The following is a 17,388-nucleotide window of genomic DNA, read 5'->3' on the forward strand; positions in this document are numbered from 1 at the left end:
GTGTATGTTAGTTATTTAATCAAAAGTAATGTATCCGCTTACTTATAAAATGGAAACGAAGGAGCATATTGCAATGACAGAAAAACTTTTAGGAAGTATCGAAGCCGGTGGCACAAAATTTGTATGTGGCGTTGGGACAGATGATTTGACCATCGTAGAACGTGTCAGTTTTCCCACAACAACCCCAGAAGAAACAATGAAAAAAGTAATAGAATTTTTCCAACAATATCCTTTAAAAGCGATTGGGATTGGTTCGTTTGGTCCGATTGATATTCATGTTGATTCTCCTACGTATGGTTATATCACTTCTACACCAAAATTAGCTTGGCGTAACTTTGACTTGTTAGGGACTATGAAACAACATTTTGATGTGCCAATGGCTTGGACAACGGATGTGAATGCTGCAGCATATGGTGAGTATGTTGCTGGAAATGGGCAACATACATCTAGTTGTGTATATTATACAATTGGAACTGGTGTTGGCGCTGGAGCGATTCAAAACGGTGAGTTTATTGAAGGCTTTAGCCACCCAGAAATGGGGCATGCGTTAGTCCGTCGTCATCCTGAAGATACGTATGCAGGAAATTGTCCTTATCATGGAGATTGTTTAGAAGGGATTGCAGCAGGACCAGCAGTTGAAGGTCGTTCTGGTAAAAAAGGACATTTATTGGAAGAGGATCATAAAACTTGGGAACTAGAAGCTTATTATTTAGCGCAAGCGGCGTACAATACTACTTTATTATTAGCGCCAGAAGTGATCATTTTAGGCGGCGGCGTCATGAAACAACGTCATTTGATGCCGAAAGTTCGTGAAAAATTTGCTGAATTAGTCAATGGATATGTGGAAACACCGCCTTTAGAAAAATACTTGGTGACGCCTCTTTTAGAAGATAATCCAGGAACAATTGGTTGCTTTGCCTTGGCAAAAAAAGCTTTAATAGCTCAAAAATAACCATTTATTCGCAGTTCATGCATTATATTTGAAGGAAATGGCTAAGAATGATACTCTTATTATGTAATTAATTATTTAGGAGGGATTAGCATGGCAGATTTAAAAGGACGTTTTGACGATGCAAAAGATAAAGTAGAAGGTACTGCAAAAGAAGCGCAAGGCAAAGTTACGGATGATAAAGGCAAAGAACTTGAAGGAAAAGCTCAATCAACCTTTGCTGACGTAAAAGACAAAGCACGTGATGCCGGCGATGACCTTAAAGAAGGCGCTGAAAAATTAACTGATAAAGTTAAAGAAGGCTTTGAAGACTTAAAAGACAAATTTAGTAAAGATAAATAAAAATTAACAAAAGAGCGTGGGCTTACGTTGAAATAACGTAAGCCCACGCTCTTTTGTTTAGATATCAAATCCTTGCTTCTGTAAAAATGTTTTTACTTCTGGGCGACGATTATAAGAAAAATAGGACAAAGATTTCTGTGACCAATCCGCTGTTTGGGCGTTACTTGAGCGGCTGGCATAATAATCTTTTAATAATTCATCATATGTGTGCATATCTGTCAATTTGTCTGATTGGTAGTGATTTTCACTTAAAATATTTTCAAAAGGCATCCGTGGTTTTACACCATTTAACGTTTCTGGTACACCGATTGTTAATCCGAAAAGTGGTACAGTTAATTCAGGCAAAGATAAGCGTTTGGCTACTGTGTCTAAGTCATTTCGAATGCCGCCAATATAACAAATCCCTAAATCCATAGATTCAGCCGCAATGGCCATGTTTTGCGCAGCAATCGTTGTATCAACGGCAGCTACTAATAATGATTCTGGTGTCTTTAAGGGTTCCAATGATTGCCCCTCTTTTGACAAAATCGTTGCATGACGATACAAATCAGCAACAAAAACATAGAACACACCAGTGTTAACGACATAGTCTTCACAATTCGCTAAACGTCCCAATTCTCTGCGTAGCTCAGGATCTTTGATTTCTATAATTGTATAAGCTTGTAAAAAATTGGAGCTTGATCCTGCTTGAGCTGCAGTAATTAACTGTTGTTTCTGCTTGTCCGTTAACGCTTGCTTTTTAAAATGACGAACGGAACGGTGACTTAGTAATTGTTCGATTGTTTGATTCATAAAAAACCTCCGTTTAAATTAAGAAAGAGAACAGAAAAACCCACAGCTTAATAGTGGGTTTCTCTGTCGTTAATTGCTAAAGATTACAGAATACGTTCAAATGGATCTAAACTAATTCCTTGGTCTAAGACGATTTTTGCGTATTCTTTCGCTGCAAATAAAGAATGATCTTTGTAGTTTCCGCACTCTTTTGCAGAGACTGCTGGAACAACTTCTGTATTGATTACTTTGTTTAAAACGTTGACTAATGCATCACGGATTTCTTGTGGTGAATGTTGATCCCACATAATCATATAAAAACCAGTGCGGCAACCCATTGGCGAAATGTCAATGATTCCTTTTAATTCATCACGCATGTTAACTGCTAATAAATGTTCCAACGTGTGTAATGCGCCTGTTGGTAGGGCATCTTTGTTTGGTTGTAAGAAACGTAAGTCATATTTTTCGACTAACGCATCACCATTTTGTTCTGTGCCAGCAAGGCGAACATATGGTGCTTTTACTGTGTTGTGATCTAATTCAAAACTTTCTACGCGTGCCATGAAATTTCGCTCCCTTTATAATTAAATTCGTTTTAACTATAACAAATTTAAGTCAAAAGTCAATGGATAGTCCTTTGATGGGTAATAGTTTTAAAATATCATGGGAAAATAAAAAAATCATTTTTTTGACTATGTAGGTTTTTTCAATACTATGGTAAAATAGGACAAGTAGCTTTTACAAGAAGGTAAGAGGGGAGTATGAAAATATGGGAAAAGAATATCATGTTGCCGTGGTAGGAGCAACAGGTGCTGTCGGGACAAGAATGATTGAATTGTTAGCAGAAACAAGTTTGCCAATTGCCAGTGTGAGGTTATTGGCGTCTAAGCGTTCTGCTGGACAAGAGATTCAGTTTAAAGGACAACCTCTTATCGTGGAAGAATTAGTCCCGGAATCATTTGAAGGAATCGATTTAGCATTATTTAGTGCTGGTGGGAGTATTTCCGAAAAGTTTGCACCAGAAGCAGTTAAGCGCGGAGCTGTCGTTGTTGACAACACTAGCCATTTTAGAATGGCAAAAGATGTTCCTTTAGTTGTTCCAGAAGTGAACCCGGAAGCCTTGAAAAATCATCAGGGAATCATCGCAAATCCCAATTGTTCTACGATTCAAATGATGGTGGCCTTGGAACCAATTCGGCAAGCGTTTGGCTTAGAACGAATCATCGTTTCAACGTATCAAGCTGTGAGTGGCGCAGGTATCCGTGCAATTAATGAGCTAAAAGAACAAGCCGAAGATTTTTTAGAGGGAAAACCTGTCAGCGAATGGTCAGCTGAAATTTTACCAGCTGGCAGTGACGAAAAACATTATCCAATTGCTTTTAATGCGTTGCCTCAAATTGATGTTTTTTCAGAAGCAGGGTATACCTACGAAGAATGGAAAATGATGAATGAAACAAAAAAAATCATGGGAGACAACAAGCTAAAAGTCGTTGCCACCTGTGTCCGTATTCCGGTAATTTCAGGACATTCTGAATCTGTTTATATAGAAGTGAAACAAGCAGATGCATCGGTCTCAGCCATCCAAGAATTAATGGCGCAAGCTCCAGGTGTAATTTTGCAAGATGAGCCAAGTGAACAACTATATCCACAAGCGCTAAATAGCGTCAACCAGAAAGAAACATTTGTCGGCCGTATTCGTCAAGACGTTGACGTGAAGAACGGTTTCCATTTATGGATTGTGTCAGACAACCTATTAAAAGGAGCTGCTTGGAACTCGGTCCAAATTGCTGAAACGCTACACGAAATGAATTTGCTTCGTGTACCTGAAAACGACTAGAAGGTTTGTATTGTATACTCGGGAGGGAATAGGATGGATTTAACGAATGCAACAATTATTACGGCAATGGTTACGCCGTTTCAAGAATCGGGAGAAATAGATTTTGATAAACTACCGCAATTGGTAGACTATTTATTGGCCAATCATACAGAAGGCGTTATTTTAGCAGGAACAACTGGTGAATCACCCACGTTAACTCATGAAGAAGAATTACAATTATTCCAGCGAATTATTGAACTGATCGATGGACGTATTCCGATTATTTGTGGTGTAGGTACGAATGATACACGTGACTCAGTCGCTTTTGTGAAAAAGTTAGCGACAATCGCTGGTATCGATGCTGTTTTGGCGGTTGTTCCTTATTATAATAAACCAAATCAAGAAGGTATGTATCAACATTTTAAAACCATCGCAGAAGCAAGTGAACTGCCAATTATTTTGTACAATGTTCCTGGTAGAACGGCTGCATGTCTAGAAGTGGAAACTACTTTGCGCTTAGCACAATTGGAAAAAATTGTGGCAATTAAAGAATGTGCAGGGTTAGATGCAATTACTGAGTTGATTGAAAGAGCGCCAAAAGACTTTCTAGTGTATACTGGAGAAGACGGGTTGGCTTTTGCCACCAAGGCACTTGGCGGACAAGGGGTTATTTCGGTAGCCAGTCATGTCTTCGGTTCGTCAATGTATGAGATGTATCAAGCGCTGGAGCAGGGGAACTTGCCGGAAGCGGCTAAAATTCAACGACAGTTATTACCAAAAATGAACGCCTTGTTTTCAGTGCCTTCGCCGGCACCCGTGAAAGCGGCCTTAAATCATTTAGGTATTCCTGTTGGAAATTTACGTTTACCTCTAGTTGCTTGTACACCAGAAGAAGAGCAAAGAATTATTCGCACGTTAGAGATTTAAAGAACGTGTAATCATAGAGAGGTGAAAAGAGTGAGTACAATAAAAATCGTTCCATTAGGCGGCGTTCGTGAAAATGGAAAAAATATGTACGTTGCTGAAGTGGAAGATGAAATTTTTGTACTGGATTGTGGATTACAATATCCAGAGAACGAACTTTTAGGAATTGACGTTGTCATTCCGGATTTTACGTATTTAGAAGAAAATAGTGAACGAATTGCAGGGGTCTTTTTAACACATGGCCATGCAGATGCAATTGGGGCCTTACCGTATTTGCTTTCAAAAATTCAAGTGCCTGTTTTTGGGACAGAATTAACGATTGAACTAGCAAAACTAAGTGTCAACAGTCATGCGGAAACGAAGAAATTTAAAGATTTCCATGTGATTGACCCGCATACAGAAATTGATTTTGGTCAAGCAACGGTGAGCTTCTTTAAAACAACGCACACCATTCCAGATTCGATTGGCGTTAGCATCAAAACAAAAGAAGGCAACATTGTTTATACTGGTGATTTTAAATTTGATCAAAGTGCGATTGAGATGTATCAAACCGATTATGGCCGCTTGGCTGAAATTGGGAAAGAAGGCGTCTTGGCGTTACTTAGTGATTCATCAAATGCTGAAAACCCAGCCCAAGTTGCATCGGAAGCCCAAATCGCTGATGAAGTGTTCGACACGATTCGCTATTGGGAAGGACGAATCATCGTGGCATGTGTGGCAAGTAATTTGCAACGGGTCCAACAAGTATTGAATGCAGCGGATCGTTCTGGTCGTAAAGTCGTTTTGACAGGCCAAGATTTTGAACGGATTATTCGGACGGCGATGAAATTGGAAAAATTACAATTGCCAAGCGAAGATCTATTAGTGAAACCAAAAGAAATGAAAAAATATGCACCCGAACAGTTATTAATTTTAGAAACAGGCCGGATGGGAGAACCGATTAAGTCACTTCAAAAAATGGCTAATAATACACATGGTGTCGTTCGAATTGAAGAAGGCGATTTAGTTTATATTACGACAACGCCAACAACGGCCATGGAAACAACGGTTGCCAAAACAGAGGATATTGTCTATCGGGCCGGTGCTACGGTGAAGCAAATTTCCGACAATTTACGTGTGTCTGGTCACGCTAATCCGAATGACTTGCAATTGATGCTGAACTTAATGAAACCAAAATATTTCATTCCTGTCCAAGGTGAATACCGCCAGTTAGCTGCGCATGCGGACTTAGCACATGAAATTGGCATGCCTTATAAAGATATCTTTATTACAGGTCGTGGGGACATTCTAGAGTATACAAAAGGTAGAATGTCGGTAGCTGGCAGCACAACGGCCGAAAATATTATGATTGACGGGATTGGTGTCGGCGATATTGGTAATATCGTTTTACGGGATCGTCGTATTCTTTCCGAAGATGGTATTTTTGTGGCTGTCGTTACAATTAATCGCCGAGAAAAACGAATTGTTTCCCCAGCTAAAATTACTTCTAGAGGTTTTGTTTACGTTAAAACAAGTAAAGACCTAATGAAAGAAAGTAGCAATATTGTCACAGAAATTGTTGAAAAGCATTTAGAAAGTGACGATTTTGAATGGAGCAAACTGAAACAAGAAATCCGCGAAAACTTAAGCCGTTATTTATTTGAACAAACCAAACGTCGTCCTGTGATCTTACCAGTTATCATGGAAGCGACGCAACGCAAGCGTCCCAAAAATAACGCATAGTTCGTCCTGATAAAAGCAGGTGATTTTAGGAGAAATTCTTCTAAAGTCATCTGTTCTTTTTTGTAACTTTCTTCTATAAATATGGTACTATTAATCAGAGCGCTGAATAAAGGAGGCGATTTTAGTGGAAGAGATTGTGTTGTTCCATACCAATGATCTTCATTCTCACTTTGAAAATTGGCCCAAAATACGGCGTCTGGTTAAAGCCAAACGTTCGCTGTACCAAAAAGAGGGCAAAACAGTCGTAACCATTGATTTAGGTGACTTTTCAGATCGGTGTCATCCTTTGACCGAAGCAACAGATGGTCGAGCAAATGTAGCTATAATGAATACATTAGCGTATGATCTGGTTACAATTGGAAATAATGAAGGAATCGGCAATTCAAAGAAACAATTAGAGCATTTATATGATCAGGCAACATTTGAAGTGGTCTTAGCTAATTTAGAAGATCCAAAAACCCAAACGTTACCAGGTTTTTGTCAAGCATATAAAATTATGACAACTAAAGAAGGCACAAAGTTAGGGTTTATTGGCTTAACCGCACCATTTCCTTTAACGTATAATCCCAATGGCTGGACAATCAAACAAGTGGAAGCAGTCCTTCCTCAACTGATTACAGAAGTTGCGCCTCAATGTGATGTTCTCATTTTGCTTAGTCACTTGGGGATAGATACTGATTTTATGATTGCGGCGAATTATCCTGAAATTCAAGTGATTTTAGGTTCCCATACACATCATTTATTTAAAGATGGTGAAAAAATTAATCATGTGCAACTAGCAGCTGCTGGCAAATATGGACAGTATATTGGTGAAGTGCATCTGTTTGTGGATGCCGACACGAAGCAAGTCACAAGTTATGCAAAAACCATTGAAACAGCAAGTTTAGAAGAGCAAGCAACTGATGCCAAGGAAATTGCGGGTTACTTAACGGAAGGTCATCGACTATTGCAAGCGCAGCAAATTGCACAAATCCCTGAAACTTTGTCAACGGACTTACGGCAACCGCATGCCTTTATAACTGTTGCCTTGAAGGCGTTAAAAGAAGCGGGGCAGACCGAAGCGGCTGTGTTAAACAACGGGTTATTTTTAGCAGATTTACCAGAAGGAATAATCAATGCAGACCAATTACATGAAGCCTTGCCTCATCCAATGCATTTAATCAAGGTTACCTTGAAAGGGTCAGACATGAGCCGTTTGATTCGTGAAATGGAAAAAAGTCGTCAATTTCTGCGGAAATTTCCGATTCGCGGGATGGGCTTCCGCGGGAAAATTTTTGGCGAATTATGTTATGATGGGATTCGTTTTGAGCGAAATAGCCAGACCGTTTTTTGGCAAGGGAAACCTATTCAGCCAGAGCAGAAATATACGCTGACAACAGTGGATCACTTTCAATTTGTTCCGTTTTTCCCAACGATTGAGTTAGTTGGAGAAGTCGAATTTTTATTTCCAGACGTTTTAAGAACTGTCGTGGCGAACTATCTGCATGCCCACTATCCAATCAAATAAAAACAAGGTATAATAAAAACTAGGTGGTGAAAAAATGACAGACAAAAAGACAACCGAAAAAAAAGAAACAGAAACTGCTGCAACCTTTACAGAAGAACTAACAGCAGTTCTTGAAGAAATAAAAGAAGAACCTGTAAAAGAAAAGAAAAAAGGGGAAATTGTCACCATTGTGAATGAAACAGATATTCAAATTGGTGAAAGAGAGTACCGAATTGTTAAAAATCATCGTGATGCCTTTGATCCTGAACGCTTAGGTGAACGGTTTAGTGAAGTATTAGCGCGTTATGATTATATCGTAGGAGACTGGGGCTATGAACAGTTACGCTTGCGTGGCTTTTTTGATACTTCTAATCGTCGGGCAGCGCCGGATCAACGCATTGATACACTAGAAGACTATTTGTATGAATATTGTAATTTTGGCTGTGCCTATTTTGTAATTGAACGAACAGGGGAACGTAAAGAAAAAACAACGCATCGTCGTCGTCGCCATAAAAAGAATAATCGTTCTAACGCGTTTGTCGAGGAAAAGAGTGCGCCCGCTAATAAAAATAGCAAGCCAGTGATTCGTACGCGAAAAGAAGAAAATAAAAAAACGACTACACCCAAACAGCCTAGTTCCAAAAAATCTGGCAAAGGCTTTACGATTCGTCAACGTGAGGAGTAAACAGAGTGAAAAAAGACTATCAAGGATATTTAATTGATTTAGATGGAACGATTTATTTAGGAAAAGAACCAATTCCAGCCGGAAAACGTTTTGTCGAGCAGTTACAGGAAAAAGATTTGCCTTTTTTATTTGTAACGAATAATACCACTAAATCTCCTGAAACAGTGGCACAACGTTTAGCAAATGAATTTGATATTCATGTCCCAACATCCCTTGTTTATACAGCGACTTTAGCGACGATTGATTACATGAAAGAAACCAATCGAGGCAAGAAAGTCTTTGTCATCGGCGAGGCTGGTTTAATTGACTTAATTTTAGAAGCAGGTTTTGAATGGGATGAAACAAATCCTGATTATGTTGTCGTGGGACTTGATACAGAATTATCTTACGAAAAAGTGGTTTTAGCTACCTTAGCCATTCAAAAAGGGGCGTTGTTTATTGGGACCAATCCAGATAAGAACATTCCGACAGAAAGAGGCTTATTACCTGGTGCAGGTTCAGTTGTGACGTTTGTGGAGACAGCTACTCAAACAAAACCAGTTTATATTGGCAAACCAAAAGCGATTATCATGGAACGAGCGATTGCGCATTTAGGCGTGGAAAAAGAGCAAGTAATTATGGTTGGAGATAATTATGAAACCGATATTCAATCAGGGATTCAAAATGGTATTGATAGCTTGTTAGTTACATCAGGTTTTACCCCTAAGTCCGCTGTTCCAACTTTGCCAACGCCGCCAACCTATGTTGTTGATTCCTTAGATGAATGGACTTTTTGAGTATGATGAGGTCGAAATTGCGTTTAAGGGAAACACTTGGACTCATTTGTTTGTTTTTAACGATTGTGGCTTTAAGTATCACGATCACGATTAATTTTCGTCCATTGTATCTTTTTGATATCCAACACTTAAATATTTTAAAAGACGTAGAGGTTGATCGTGTGACCTTGATTAAAAATTACGATCATTTAATGATGTACTTAAACAATCCTTTTGAAAAAACATTAGTATTTCCTGATTTTCCAATGTCTGATAGCGCGGCTTTTCATTTTTATGAAGTGAAAAAATTGTTTTTATTGTGCTATGGCGTATTACTAGTTACGTTGATGCCTAGTGTCCTTTATTTAAAATATTTGGTAAAAAATCAGCGTTTATGGACATTGATACGGCCATTTCAGTGGGGAATGTTTTTGCCTGTGCTTTTTGGCTTTTTCATGCTGATTGGCTTTGATCAATTTTTTATTGCGTTTCATGGATTATTTTTTAACAACGATGCTTGGTTGTTTAATCCGCTGACTGATCCGATTATCAATGCCTTACCTGAAGCCTACTTTATGCATTGTTTTATCTTGTTTTTTGTTTTATTAGAAGGCCTGTTTTTGATAGGTATTTTAATCGGAAAACGTTCTTTAAAAAAATAAAGAGAGAAAAGTGAACAATTCCAAAATTGCTCGCTTTTCTTTTTTATTCAATCTAGTTTTAAAAACTAGATTGAATAATTGTCAAAAGTATGATATTCTTTTTTAGAAATGGTTAGGAGGGTTTTTATGGACGAGATAGAAAAATCACTACAAGATTGGGGCCAACAATTGGAAAATGTTCATTTGCCAAGATGGCATGAGTTACCAGATATTGAATTATATATGGATCAAGTGATTACTCTGATAGAAAAATACTTATCCCCATTGATTACACTGGAAAAACATACTTTGTTAACGTCCTCAATGGTTAATAATTATGTCAAACACGGGTTAATCCCGGCCCCAGTGAAAAAGCGCTACAATCAAAAGCATTTAGCGTTTTTAATTGCGATTACGTTGTTGAAACAAGTGTTAACATTGCCAGAAATTAAGCAAGGCATTTTATTCCAAGGAGCCACGGTTGGTATTCGTGAAGCGTACAATTTATTTTGTCAAGAACAGGAACGAGCGATTTATGTGATTGCTGCTCAAGCGCAAGAAAAAGAAGTTCAGGCCAAATCACAAGAACCTATGGGGATTGAATATTTGGCTGTAAAAGCAGCGACAATGTCTTTTGCTACTAAAATGTTTAGTGAAAAAGTGATTGAATTGGAACAAGAATACTTAAAAGAAATGGATGAGATGACACATGAATAAAGAAAAGATCGCACTACTGGTTGATTCTGGGACAGATGTTCCAGAGGCATTAGTCAAACAATACGGCATGTATGTCTTGCCCTTACAGATTATTTATCCTGAAAAAACCTATACAGATAAGGTAGATATTACACCAGAAGAAGTGTATCAACGTTTAGAGAAAGAAATCCCTAGTACTTCATTACCTGATGGTGCAACAATCCAAGCTATTTTTGACAAAATTAAAGAAGCGGGTTACGAAAAAGTCTTAGCGGTGACCATTTCTAGTGGTTTAAGTGGAACGTATAATGTAGTTCGCTTGCTTGGAGAACAAACCGAAGGACTAGATGTATTTGTTTTAGATACAAAGAACATTGGTATCGGGGCTGGCATTCAGGCGATACGAGCAGCAGAATTAATTGAAACAGGATTAGGATGGCAAGAATTACAACAAAAATTAACAGAAGAAGTAGCCAACGCAAAAGTATTTTTTAATGTAGCCACTTTAGAATATCTACAAAAAGGTGGACGAATTGGTTTAGTCACTTCTATTTTAGGGAATGCGCTAAAATTAAACCCCATTATTTCTTGTAATGAAGAAGGCATTTACTATACGGTGGCTAAGTCTCGCGGCCGTAAAAAAAGTCTTGATAAAACGTTTGAGTTGGTGACGAACTTTATAGGTGAGGCACCCCGTTTTCGTTTGGCAGTCGCTCACGGTGCGGCAGAGGAAGAAGCAAAAGCAATGATGGAACGCTTGAAAGCAGCTTTTCCACAAGCAGAAGATATTTACTTTGGAACGATTAGTCCGGCATTAGTTGTTCATACAGGACCAGGACTTTTAGGTGTTGGTATACAGTTATTAAATGATTAATTAAATGAAAAATCCCCTCAAATTTTTTTGAGGGGATTTTTCATTTAAGATTTCTCTTTTTCATAGAAATATCATTTTGCTGAAAAAACAACGAAAATTATATTGAAAATTTCACGAATGTGTTACAGTTTGTCTACAAAGGGGGAATTTTTTGTGAAAAAAGCAATAGCAGAATGTTTAGGAACATTTATTCTTGTCTTTTTTGGGACAGGAACAGCCGTTCTAGGAAATGGTATGGAAGGGATTGGAACAACGGGGATTGCCTTAGCATTTGGGTTAACAATCGTTGCTGCTGCCTATAGTATTGGCACAATTTCAGGTGCACATCTAAATCCAGCTGTTTCTATAGGAATGTGGCTTAATAAACGAATAACAACAATGGAACTAATCTACTATGTAGTGGGACAAATTGTTGGCGGCTTGATTGCCTCATTTGCATTATTAAGCATTCTAAAAGGTGCTGGTAAAAGTATTGAGAACTTAGGTCAAAATGGCGTAGGGGAATTAAGTGTTGCTGGTGCATTGACAGTCGAAATTATTTTAACATTTATTTTTGTTTTAGTTGTCATGACAGTTACAAGTGCTAAGAAAGGCAATGCTTCATTAGCAGGAATCGTAATTGGGTTAACACTAACAATGATTCACTTAGTCGGCATTCCTTTGACAGGAACTTCTGTCAACCCAGCTCGTAGCATCGCGCCAGCTGTTTTTGCGGGTGGTTCAGCGTTATCTGAGTTGTGGATTTTTATCGTTGCGCCATTAATTGGTGGATTATTAGCCGCTCTTGTAGCAAAATTCGTCTTAGATACGGAAGAATAGATTAGCGAAAGAAGAATCTTTGATAACAAGCGTCAATTGTTGTCAGAGATTCTTTTTTTGTTATACTAGGAGAACCTAAAGGCGCATTTTTAACCAAAGATGAAAACATCATCAAAATAAGGTATAATAGGAAAGTATCAAATAAGATTAGAAGGAAAAAGAGGTGTCTCTTTGTGAAGAAAATTTTAGTAGTTGATGACGAGAAGCCAATTTCAGAGATCGTTAAATATAATTTGGTTAAAGAAGGATATGAAGTATTTACTGCTTATGATGGAGAAGAAGCACTTGAAAAAGTGGAAGAAGTGGAACCAGACTTAATTATTTTAGACTTAATGCTCCCTAAAATGGATGGCTTAGAAGTCGCGCGAGAAGTGCGCAAAACACATGATATGCCAATCATTATGGTGACTGCCAAAGATTCTGAAATTGATAAGGTTTTAGGATTGGAATTAGGAGCCGATGACTATGTAACGAAACCATTTTCAAATCGTGAATTAGTTGCTCGTGTAAAAGCCAATTTACGGCGAGGTGCAACCAATGCGAAAGAAGCCGAGGTGACAACACAATCTGAATTAACGATTGGTGATTTAACCATTCATCCTGATGCATACATGGTCTCAAAACGGGGTGAAAAAATTGAATTAACCCACCGTGAATTTGAGTTACTTTATTACTTAGCAAAACATATCGGACAAGTGATGACTCGTGAACATTTATTACAAACCGTTTGGGGTTATGATTATTTTGGGGATGTGCGGACAGTGGACGTAACCGTGCGTCGTTTAAGAGAAAAAATTGAAGATAGTCCAAGTCATCCAACGTATTTAGTTACTCGTCGTGGGGTTGGTTATTATCTAAGAAATCCTGAACAGGAGTAATCAGGTATGAAGAAAAAAGTTCACTTTTTTCAATCTGTTAATTTTAAGATTGCGTTATCATTTATTCTGCTGTTACTGATTGCGATTCAAATCATTGGTGGCTATTTCATTCGTGAATTGGAAGCCACTACAATTTCCGATTTTAAAAAAAATATGGATTCCCAAGTTGTCCAATTGTCAAACACGTTAAGTACGCAGATGAGCAACAAAGATCTCGAACGTAGTGACGTTGATGCAAATTTAAAAAAAGCGTTATCTGATTTTTCAAATGCAGATATTTCTGAAGCGAGAATTGTCGATGATAAAGGGATTATTCGGGCAACCAATGATTTAAATCAACAAAATATTATTGGCAAAAAGAATGATTATCGTGATTTAAATGACTTTACGAGTAAAAAATATCAAGCTTTAGATAATGATAAACGCGTGTATGTGAATGTTCAGCCGATTCAATCGCCTACTGGAGAAACAGTGATTGGTGTCCTTTATGTGAAAAGTAATTTAGAAAATAAATACCAAGAAATTACCAACACAGCAAGTATCTTTTTCACTGCTTCTATTATTGCCGCAGCAATCTCGATTATTGTGACCTTACTGATTGCACGATCAATCACGAAGCCGATTGGGGAAATGCGCGAGCAAGCCATTCGAATCGCTCGTGGTGATTACGCTGGAAAAGTAGAAGTCCATGGAAAAGATGAATTAGGCCAATTAGCAGAAACATTTAATCAATTATCAGAACGGATTGAAGAAGCACAAGAAACAATGGAAGCAGAAAGAAATCGTTTAGATAGTGTCTTAACGCATATGACAGATGGTGTCATTGCGACGGATCGCCGCGGAAAGGTGATTACGATTAATGAGATGGCCCTTTCATTATTAAATGTAAAAAATGAAAATGTGATTGGGACCTCGTTATTAGAGTTGTTAGATATTGAAGAAGATTACACATTGCGGAAGCTGTTAGAAGAGCCAGATGAACTGCTGATTGATCGCTCAACGTCTGATCGTGAAGAAGACCAAATGATTATCCGGGTAGACTTTACAATGATTCGTCGGGAATCAGGATTTATTACTGGCTTAGTTTGCGTACTTCATGACGTCACAGAACAGGAAAAAAACGAACGGGAAAGACGGGAATTTGTTTCCAATGTTTCTCATGAGTTGCGAACGCCTTTGACAAGTATGCGTAGTTATATAGAGGCTTTGAGTGAAGGAGCTTGGGAAAACCCTGAGATTGCGCCGAATTTCTTAAAAGTCACGTTAGAAGAAACCGACCGGATGATTCGTATGATTAATGATTTGTTAAATTTATCTCGGATGGACTCTGGGAATACACATCTTCAATTAGAGTATGTGAATTTTAACGAATTGATTAATTTTGTCTTGGATCGCTTTGATATGATGATTGAAAATGAGCAAAAAAATTACAAAATTCGCCGTGAATTTACTAAACGCGATTTATGGGTAGAGTTAGATACAGACAAAGTAATTCAGGTTTTAGACAACATTTTGAACAATGCGATTAAGTATTCGCCAGATGGCGGCGTCATTACCTGCCGACTAGTTGAAACACATAATAATGTCGTCTTTAGTATCTCGGACCAAGGTTTGGGCATCCCTAAAAAAGATCTCGGGAAAGTCTTCGAGCGTTTTTATCGTGTGGATAAAGCCCGTGCACGAGCACAAGGTGGGACTGGTTTAGGTTTAGCAATTTCTAAAGAAGTAATTCGGGCCCATAACGGGAGTATTTGGGTGGAAAGTACAGAAGGTGAAGGATCGACTTTCTATATTTCACTACCATATGAACCTTATGAAGAGGATTGGTGGGAATGATGAAATTATCAGAATGGATTACAAGAATTGGCTTGATTTTGATGGTCATTTTAAGTATATATTTTTCAGTCAATATCTGGCTGAATTCTGCCAAAAAAATACCAGAAATGAAGTCGGGAAGCCAAGTCACAACAGCTGTCAATGAAAAAGCCATTGGCGATGTCTATTTACCTTTGCAATTGATTCGAATAGCCGATGGAAAAGCGATGCAAAGTAATCGTGAAACATTAATTAGTAATGTTCAAAATGATATTAAAATGGCTACGTTTGGTAAATTGACACAAGTTGTGACAAAAAATGCAGAGCAACTTAAGCGCTACAACCAAATGGAACAAGGCATTGAACTTCTTTATCAAGGTCCCTTTTTAATCTCGGACTATGCTTCGATTTATAATCTATCCATTAATTTTACTAACTTTAATGAGTTGACGGACCAGTATTTTACGAAAATTCAATTGGATTTTAACGAAAATAAGATACGTTTTTTAGATTATGACCAAGCCAACGTCTATGAAGCGCCCATGACTGTCAATAAGGCGCGCTTAATGGGAATTATCAATAAAGAGGGATTACAATATCAAGACGTTTCCGAAAATACGCTAACCAAACAAGGGCAATGTTATTTAACCAATGATATGAAGTTGAAAAAGTACAGTTATATTTTAGCTTCGCAACCAGTTACTCGTTTTAGGAATGCTTTTTTCAATGAAACGGAAGATATCCAAACCAATGAAGACAGTCAAGACTTAACCTATACGAGTAAAGAAGAACGATTGTTTGCAGAAGAAAAACTGGGGAAAATCGATTTTAAAGGGACCTTGCCAGAAGAGAATAAACGGGACTCAATCTATAATCAAAGCTTTTCTTATGTAAAACGTTTAGGAACCAATATGGGGAATTTACGTTACTTTGATCGAACGAAAGATAGTGTCAATTATCGGACTTTTGTGGAAGGTTTCCCAGTGTTCAGTAATGATTTAAAAGGCCAAGTGGATATTCGCATCACGAACAACGATGGTGCTGCACCAAGCGTAACCATTAACACAAGTGTGAATACAATCCAAGTACCGATTCCTTCAGAAGAAGAAGTGACGCTGGAAAGCACGGAAAAATTGATTAAGCGTTTAGAAACGGCTGGTGCTAAAAAGGAAAAAATCCAATCGGCTGTTATCGGTTATACGTGGCAGACAATTGAAGAAGTCAAACAAGTCGTTGATTTAAGTCCGGAATGGTATGTCCTTTATAACAACAATTGGTACACTGCAACGGACTTGGTAAAACAATTACCAAGCTTGGAGGTGGGCTAATGGATTTTAAACGAATTGAGTGGATTTTCTTCTTAGCATTTTTAGGATTAAATATCTTTTTATTTGGAATTTATCGGGAAGGTCAACAAGAGGAGAGCAACGTCTTTTCTTCCAGCCAAACAGAATCGATTGAAAGTCGGTTGGAAAAAGATAACATCTCGTATAAAGGGACACTTTCTTCAGAACGATTGGAAGGCTATTATTTAAGTGGCGAACAAACCAATTTTTCTGCTGCTTTAAAAATCCAACGTGAAAAGAATAAAAACTTTTTGAGAAATGGGCTGCAAATTGCGGATAATACTTTAACGAGTGTGCCTAGTAAAAACTATTTTATTGATCCTAAGAAAATTGATAAAGATTTAAGTACCTTTTTAAATGAAAAAAATGCTTTATTATTCGGAGACGAATATCAATACTTACCAGAATTTTCTCATTTAAAAGAGCCGACGGCAGAAATTGTGGCTGCACAATCGTATAAAGGAATTCCTTTTAGAGACGACACGGCAAAATTAAGTATTTTAGCAGATACGTCAGGTGAATTATGGAAAATTAGTAAATATTCGCAAACGCACATTGAAAATATTGAAGAGTTACGGGACAAAACGGATTTATATTCCAATCGTGATGCGATAGACACGCTCTATATGAATAACCGGATTCCTAGTAATTCCAAAATAACATTCATTAAATTGGCCTATTCAAGAATTTATAAAATTCGTGAGAAAAATGTATACGTTCCAGTCTGGTTTGTAGGAATTTCTACTGGTGAAGATTCAGTTGAAATTGAACAGGTGAATGCCGTAAGTAATACCATCATCACAAATAATACTGTGCCAAAGGTGGAAAAACATTAAGGTCCGTTGTATAATGAAACACGTTAATGTTGT

At 37.8% G+C, this 17,388-nt stretch carries 18 protein-coding genes; 16 read left to right on the forward strand and 2 right to left on the reverse strand.

Annotation, left to right across the window (positions count from 1 at the left end):
- Positions 1-73: 73 nt before the first annotated feature.
- Together scrK and IGK27_RS04870 are read left to right on the forward strand one after the other, a co-directional pair.
- Positions 74-952, forward strand: a complete 879-nt coding sequence (scrK, locus tag IGK27_RS04865) for a fructokinase ScrK (protein WP_002357964.1) — start codon at positions 74-76, stop codon at positions 950-952.
- Between the two features lie 90 nt (positions 953-1,042).
- Entirely contained in the window at positions 1,043-1,291 is a 249-nt protein-coding gene (locus tag IGK27_RS04870; RefSeq protein WP_002357962.1) for a YtxH domain-containing protein, read from the forward strand.
- A 57-nt stretch (positions 1,292-1,348) separates the two neighbouring features.
- Here IGK27_RS04870 and nfsA read toward each other — a convergent pair whose 3' ends face one another.
- Both nfsA and IGK27_RS04880 read right to left on the reverse strand, forming a co-directional pair.
- A complete protein-coding gene (gene nfsA, locus IGK27_RS04875) occupies positions 1,349-2,083 on the reverse strand; it encodes an oxygen-insensitive NADPH nitroreductase (protein ID WP_002357961.1) in 735 nt (244 codons plus the stop codon).
- Positions 2,084-2,166: 83 nt separating this feature from the next.
- Positions 2,167-2,625 (reverse strand): S-ribosylhomocysteine lyase, encoded by a 459-nt coding sequence (locus IGK27_RS04880; RefSeq protein WP_002357960.1) that lies wholly within the window; start codon positions 2,623-2,625, stop codon positions 2,167-2,169.
- A 206-nt stretch (positions 2,626-2,831) separates the two neighbouring features.
- Between IGK27_RS04880 and IGK27_RS04885 the strand changes: the two genes are divergently transcribed.
- The 14 genes from IGK27_RS04885 to IGK27_RS04950 all read left to right on the forward strand — a co-directional run bounded on the left by IGK27_RS04885 (position 2,832) and on the right by IGK27_RS04950 (position 17,355).
- Entirely contained in the window at positions 2,832-3,899 is a 1,068-nt protein-coding gene (locus tag IGK27_RS04885; protein ID WP_002381968.1) for an aspartate-semialdehyde dehydrogenase, read from the forward strand.
- 33 nt (positions 3,900-3,932) lie between these two features.
- Positions 3,933-4,805: a 4-hydroxy-tetrahydrodipicolinate synthase gene (gene dapA / locus IGK27_RS04890; RefSeq protein ID WP_033626336.1), complete on the forward strand. Its 873-nt coding sequence runs from the start codon at positions 3,933-3,935 to the stop codon at positions 4,803-4,805.
- 30 nt (positions 4,806-4,835) lie between these two features.
- Positions 4,836-6,524, forward strand: coding sequence for a ribonuclease J (locus IGK27_RS04895; RefSeq protein WP_002357956.1), 1,689 nt, complete (start codon positions 4,836-4,838; stop codon positions 6,522-6,524).
- A 124-nt stretch (positions 6,525-6,648) separates the two neighbouring features.
- Positions 6,649-8,031, forward strand: a complete 1,383-nt coding sequence (locus IGK27_RS04900; RefSeq protein ID WP_033626337.1) for a bifunctional metallophosphatase/5'-nucleotidase — start codon at positions 6,649-6,651, stop codon at positions 8,029-8,031.
- Positions 8,032-8,065: 34 nt separating this feature from the next.
- On the forward strand, positions 8,066-8,695 hold the full coding sequence (locus IGK27_RS04905; protein ID WP_002377795.1) for a YutD family protein: 630 nt from the start codon (positions 8,066-8,068) through the stop codon (positions 8,693-8,695).
- A gap of 5 nt (positions 8,696-8,700) precedes the next feature.
- Positions 8,701-9,471 carry a TIGR01457 family HAD-type hydrolase gene (locus tag IGK27_RS04910; RefSeq protein WP_010818339.1) on the forward strand — a complete coding sequence of 257 codons (771 nt, stop codon included), beginning with the start codon at positions 8,701-8,703 and terminating at the stop codon, positions 9,469-9,471.
- The gene (locus tag IGK27_RS04915; protein WP_002396099.1) at positions 9,459-10,112 is read left to right on the forward strand and encodes a TIGR01906 family membrane protein; all 654 of its coding nucleotides are present in this window, start codon (positions 9,459-9,461) and stop codon (positions 10,110-10,112) included. Before IGK27_RS04910 ends, IGK27_RS04915 begins: the two co-directional genes overlap by 13 nt.
- A gap of 126 nt (positions 10,113-10,238) precedes the next feature.
- Positions 10,239-10,808, forward strand: a complete 570-nt coding sequence (locus tag IGK27_RS04920) for a DUF1836 domain-containing protein (protein ID WP_002361647.1) — start codon at positions 10,239-10,241, stop codon at positions 10,806-10,808.
- A complete protein-coding gene (locus tag IGK27_RS04925) occupies positions 10,801-11,661 on the forward strand; it encodes a DegV family protein (protein ID WP_033626338.1) in 861 nt (286 codons plus the stop codon). Before IGK27_RS04920 ends, IGK27_RS04925 begins: the two co-directional genes overlap by 8 nt.
- 117 nt (positions 11,662-11,778) lie before the next feature.
- Positions 11,779-12,480 carry an MIP/aquaporin family protein gene (locus tag IGK27_RS04930; protein ID WP_430596433.1) on the forward strand — a complete coding sequence of 234 codons (702 nt, stop codon included), beginning with the start codon at positions 11,779-11,781 and terminating at the stop codon, positions 12,478-12,480.
- 173 nt (positions 12,481-12,653) lie between these two features.
- Positions 12,654-13,358, forward strand: coding sequence for a response regulator YycF (gene yycF / locus IGK27_RS04935; RefSeq protein ID WP_002357947.1), 705 nt, complete (start codon positions 12,654-12,656; stop codon positions 13,356-13,358).
- Positions 13,359-13,364: 6 nt separating this feature from the next.
- Entirely contained in the window at positions 13,365-15,194 is a 1,830-nt protein-coding gene (gene walK, locus IGK27_RS04940; RefSeq protein WP_002357946.1) for a cell wall metabolism sensor histidine kinase WalK, read from the forward strand.
- Positions 15,191-16,501 (forward strand): YycH family regulatory protein, encoded by a 1,311-nt coding sequence (locus IGK27_RS04945; RefSeq protein ID WP_002397184.1) that lies wholly within the window; start codon positions 15,191-15,193, stop codon positions 16,499-16,501. The genes walK and IGK27_RS04945 overlap by 4 nt, the downstream gene beginning before the upstream one ends.
- Complete coding sequence (locus IGK27_RS04950) at positions 16,501-17,355, forward strand: two-component system regulatory protein YycI (protein WP_033626339.1); 855 nt, start codon at positions 16,501-16,503, stop codon at positions 17,353-17,355. Before IGK27_RS04945 ends, IGK27_RS04950 begins: the two co-directional genes overlap by 1 nt.
- The last annotated feature ends 33 nt before the right edge of the window (positions 17,356-17,388 follow it).

The sequence above is a fragment of the Enterococcus sp. DIV0236 genome, assembly GCF_050558525.1.
Lineage (GTDB): Bacteria > Bacillota > Bacilli > Lactobacillales > Enterococcaceae > Enterococcus > Enterococcus faecalis.

What these genes read in the sequence shown, in the direction of transcription:
- IGK27_RS04880 (WP_002357960.1), bottom strand. Translation starts at nt 2,625, where the DNA reads ATGGCACGCGTAGAAAGTTTTGAATTAGATCACAACACAGTAAAAGCA.
- IGK27_RS04915 (WP_002396099.1), top strand. Translation starts at nt 9,459, where the DNA reads ATGGACTTTTTGAGTATGATGAGGTCGAAATTGCGTTTAAGGGAAACA.
- IGK27_RS04870 (WP_002357962.1), top strand. Translation starts at nt 1,043, where the DNA reads ATGGCAGATTTAAAAGGACGTTTTGACGATGCAAAAGATAAAGTAGAA.
- IGK27_RS04925 (WP_033626338.1), top strand. Translation starts at nt 10,801, where the DNA reads ATGAATAAAGAAAAGATCGCACTACTGGTTGATTCTGGGACAGATGTT.
- IGK27_RS04905 (WP_002377795.1), top strand. Translation starts at nt 8,066, where the DNA reads ATGACAGACAAAAAGACAACCGAAAAAAAAGAAACAGAAACTGCTGCA.
- IGK27_RS04920 (WP_002361647.1), top strand. Translation starts at nt 10,239, where the DNA reads ATGGACGAGATAGAAAAATCACTACAAGATTGGGGCCAACAATTGGAA.
- walK (WP_002357946.1), top strand. Translation starts at nt 13,365, where the DNA reads ATGAAGAAAAAAGTTCACTTTTTTCAATCTGTTAATTTTAAGATTGCG.
- dapA (WP_033626336.1), top strand. Translation starts at nt 3,933, where the DNA reads ATGGATTTAACGAATGCAACAATTATTACGGCAATGGTTACGCCGTTT.
- IGK27_RS04945 (WP_002397184.1), top strand. Translation starts at nt 15,191, where the DNA reads ATGATGAAATTATCAGAATGGATTACAAGAATTGGCTTGATTTTGATG.
- IGK27_RS04950 (WP_033626339.1), top strand. Translation starts at nt 16,501, where the DNA reads ATGGATTTTAAACGAATTGAGTGGATTTTCTTCTTAGCATTTTTAGGA.
- IGK27_RS04885 (WP_002381968.1), top strand. Translation starts at nt 2,832, where the DNA reads ATGGGAAAAGAATATCATGTTGCCGTGGTAGGAGCAACAGGTGCTGTC.
- IGK27_RS04930 (WP_430596433.1), top strand. Translation starts at nt 11,779, where the DNA reads ATGTGTTACAGTTTGTCTACAAAGGGGGAATTTTTTGTGAAAAAAGCA.
- scrK (WP_002357964.1), top strand. Translation starts at nt 74, where the DNA reads ATGACAGAAAAACTTTTAGGAAGTATCGAAGCCGGTGGCACAAAATTT.
- nfsA (WP_002357961.1), bottom strand. Translation starts at nt 2,083, where the DNA reads ATGAATCAAACAATCGAACAATTACTAAGTCACCGTTCCGTTCGTCAT.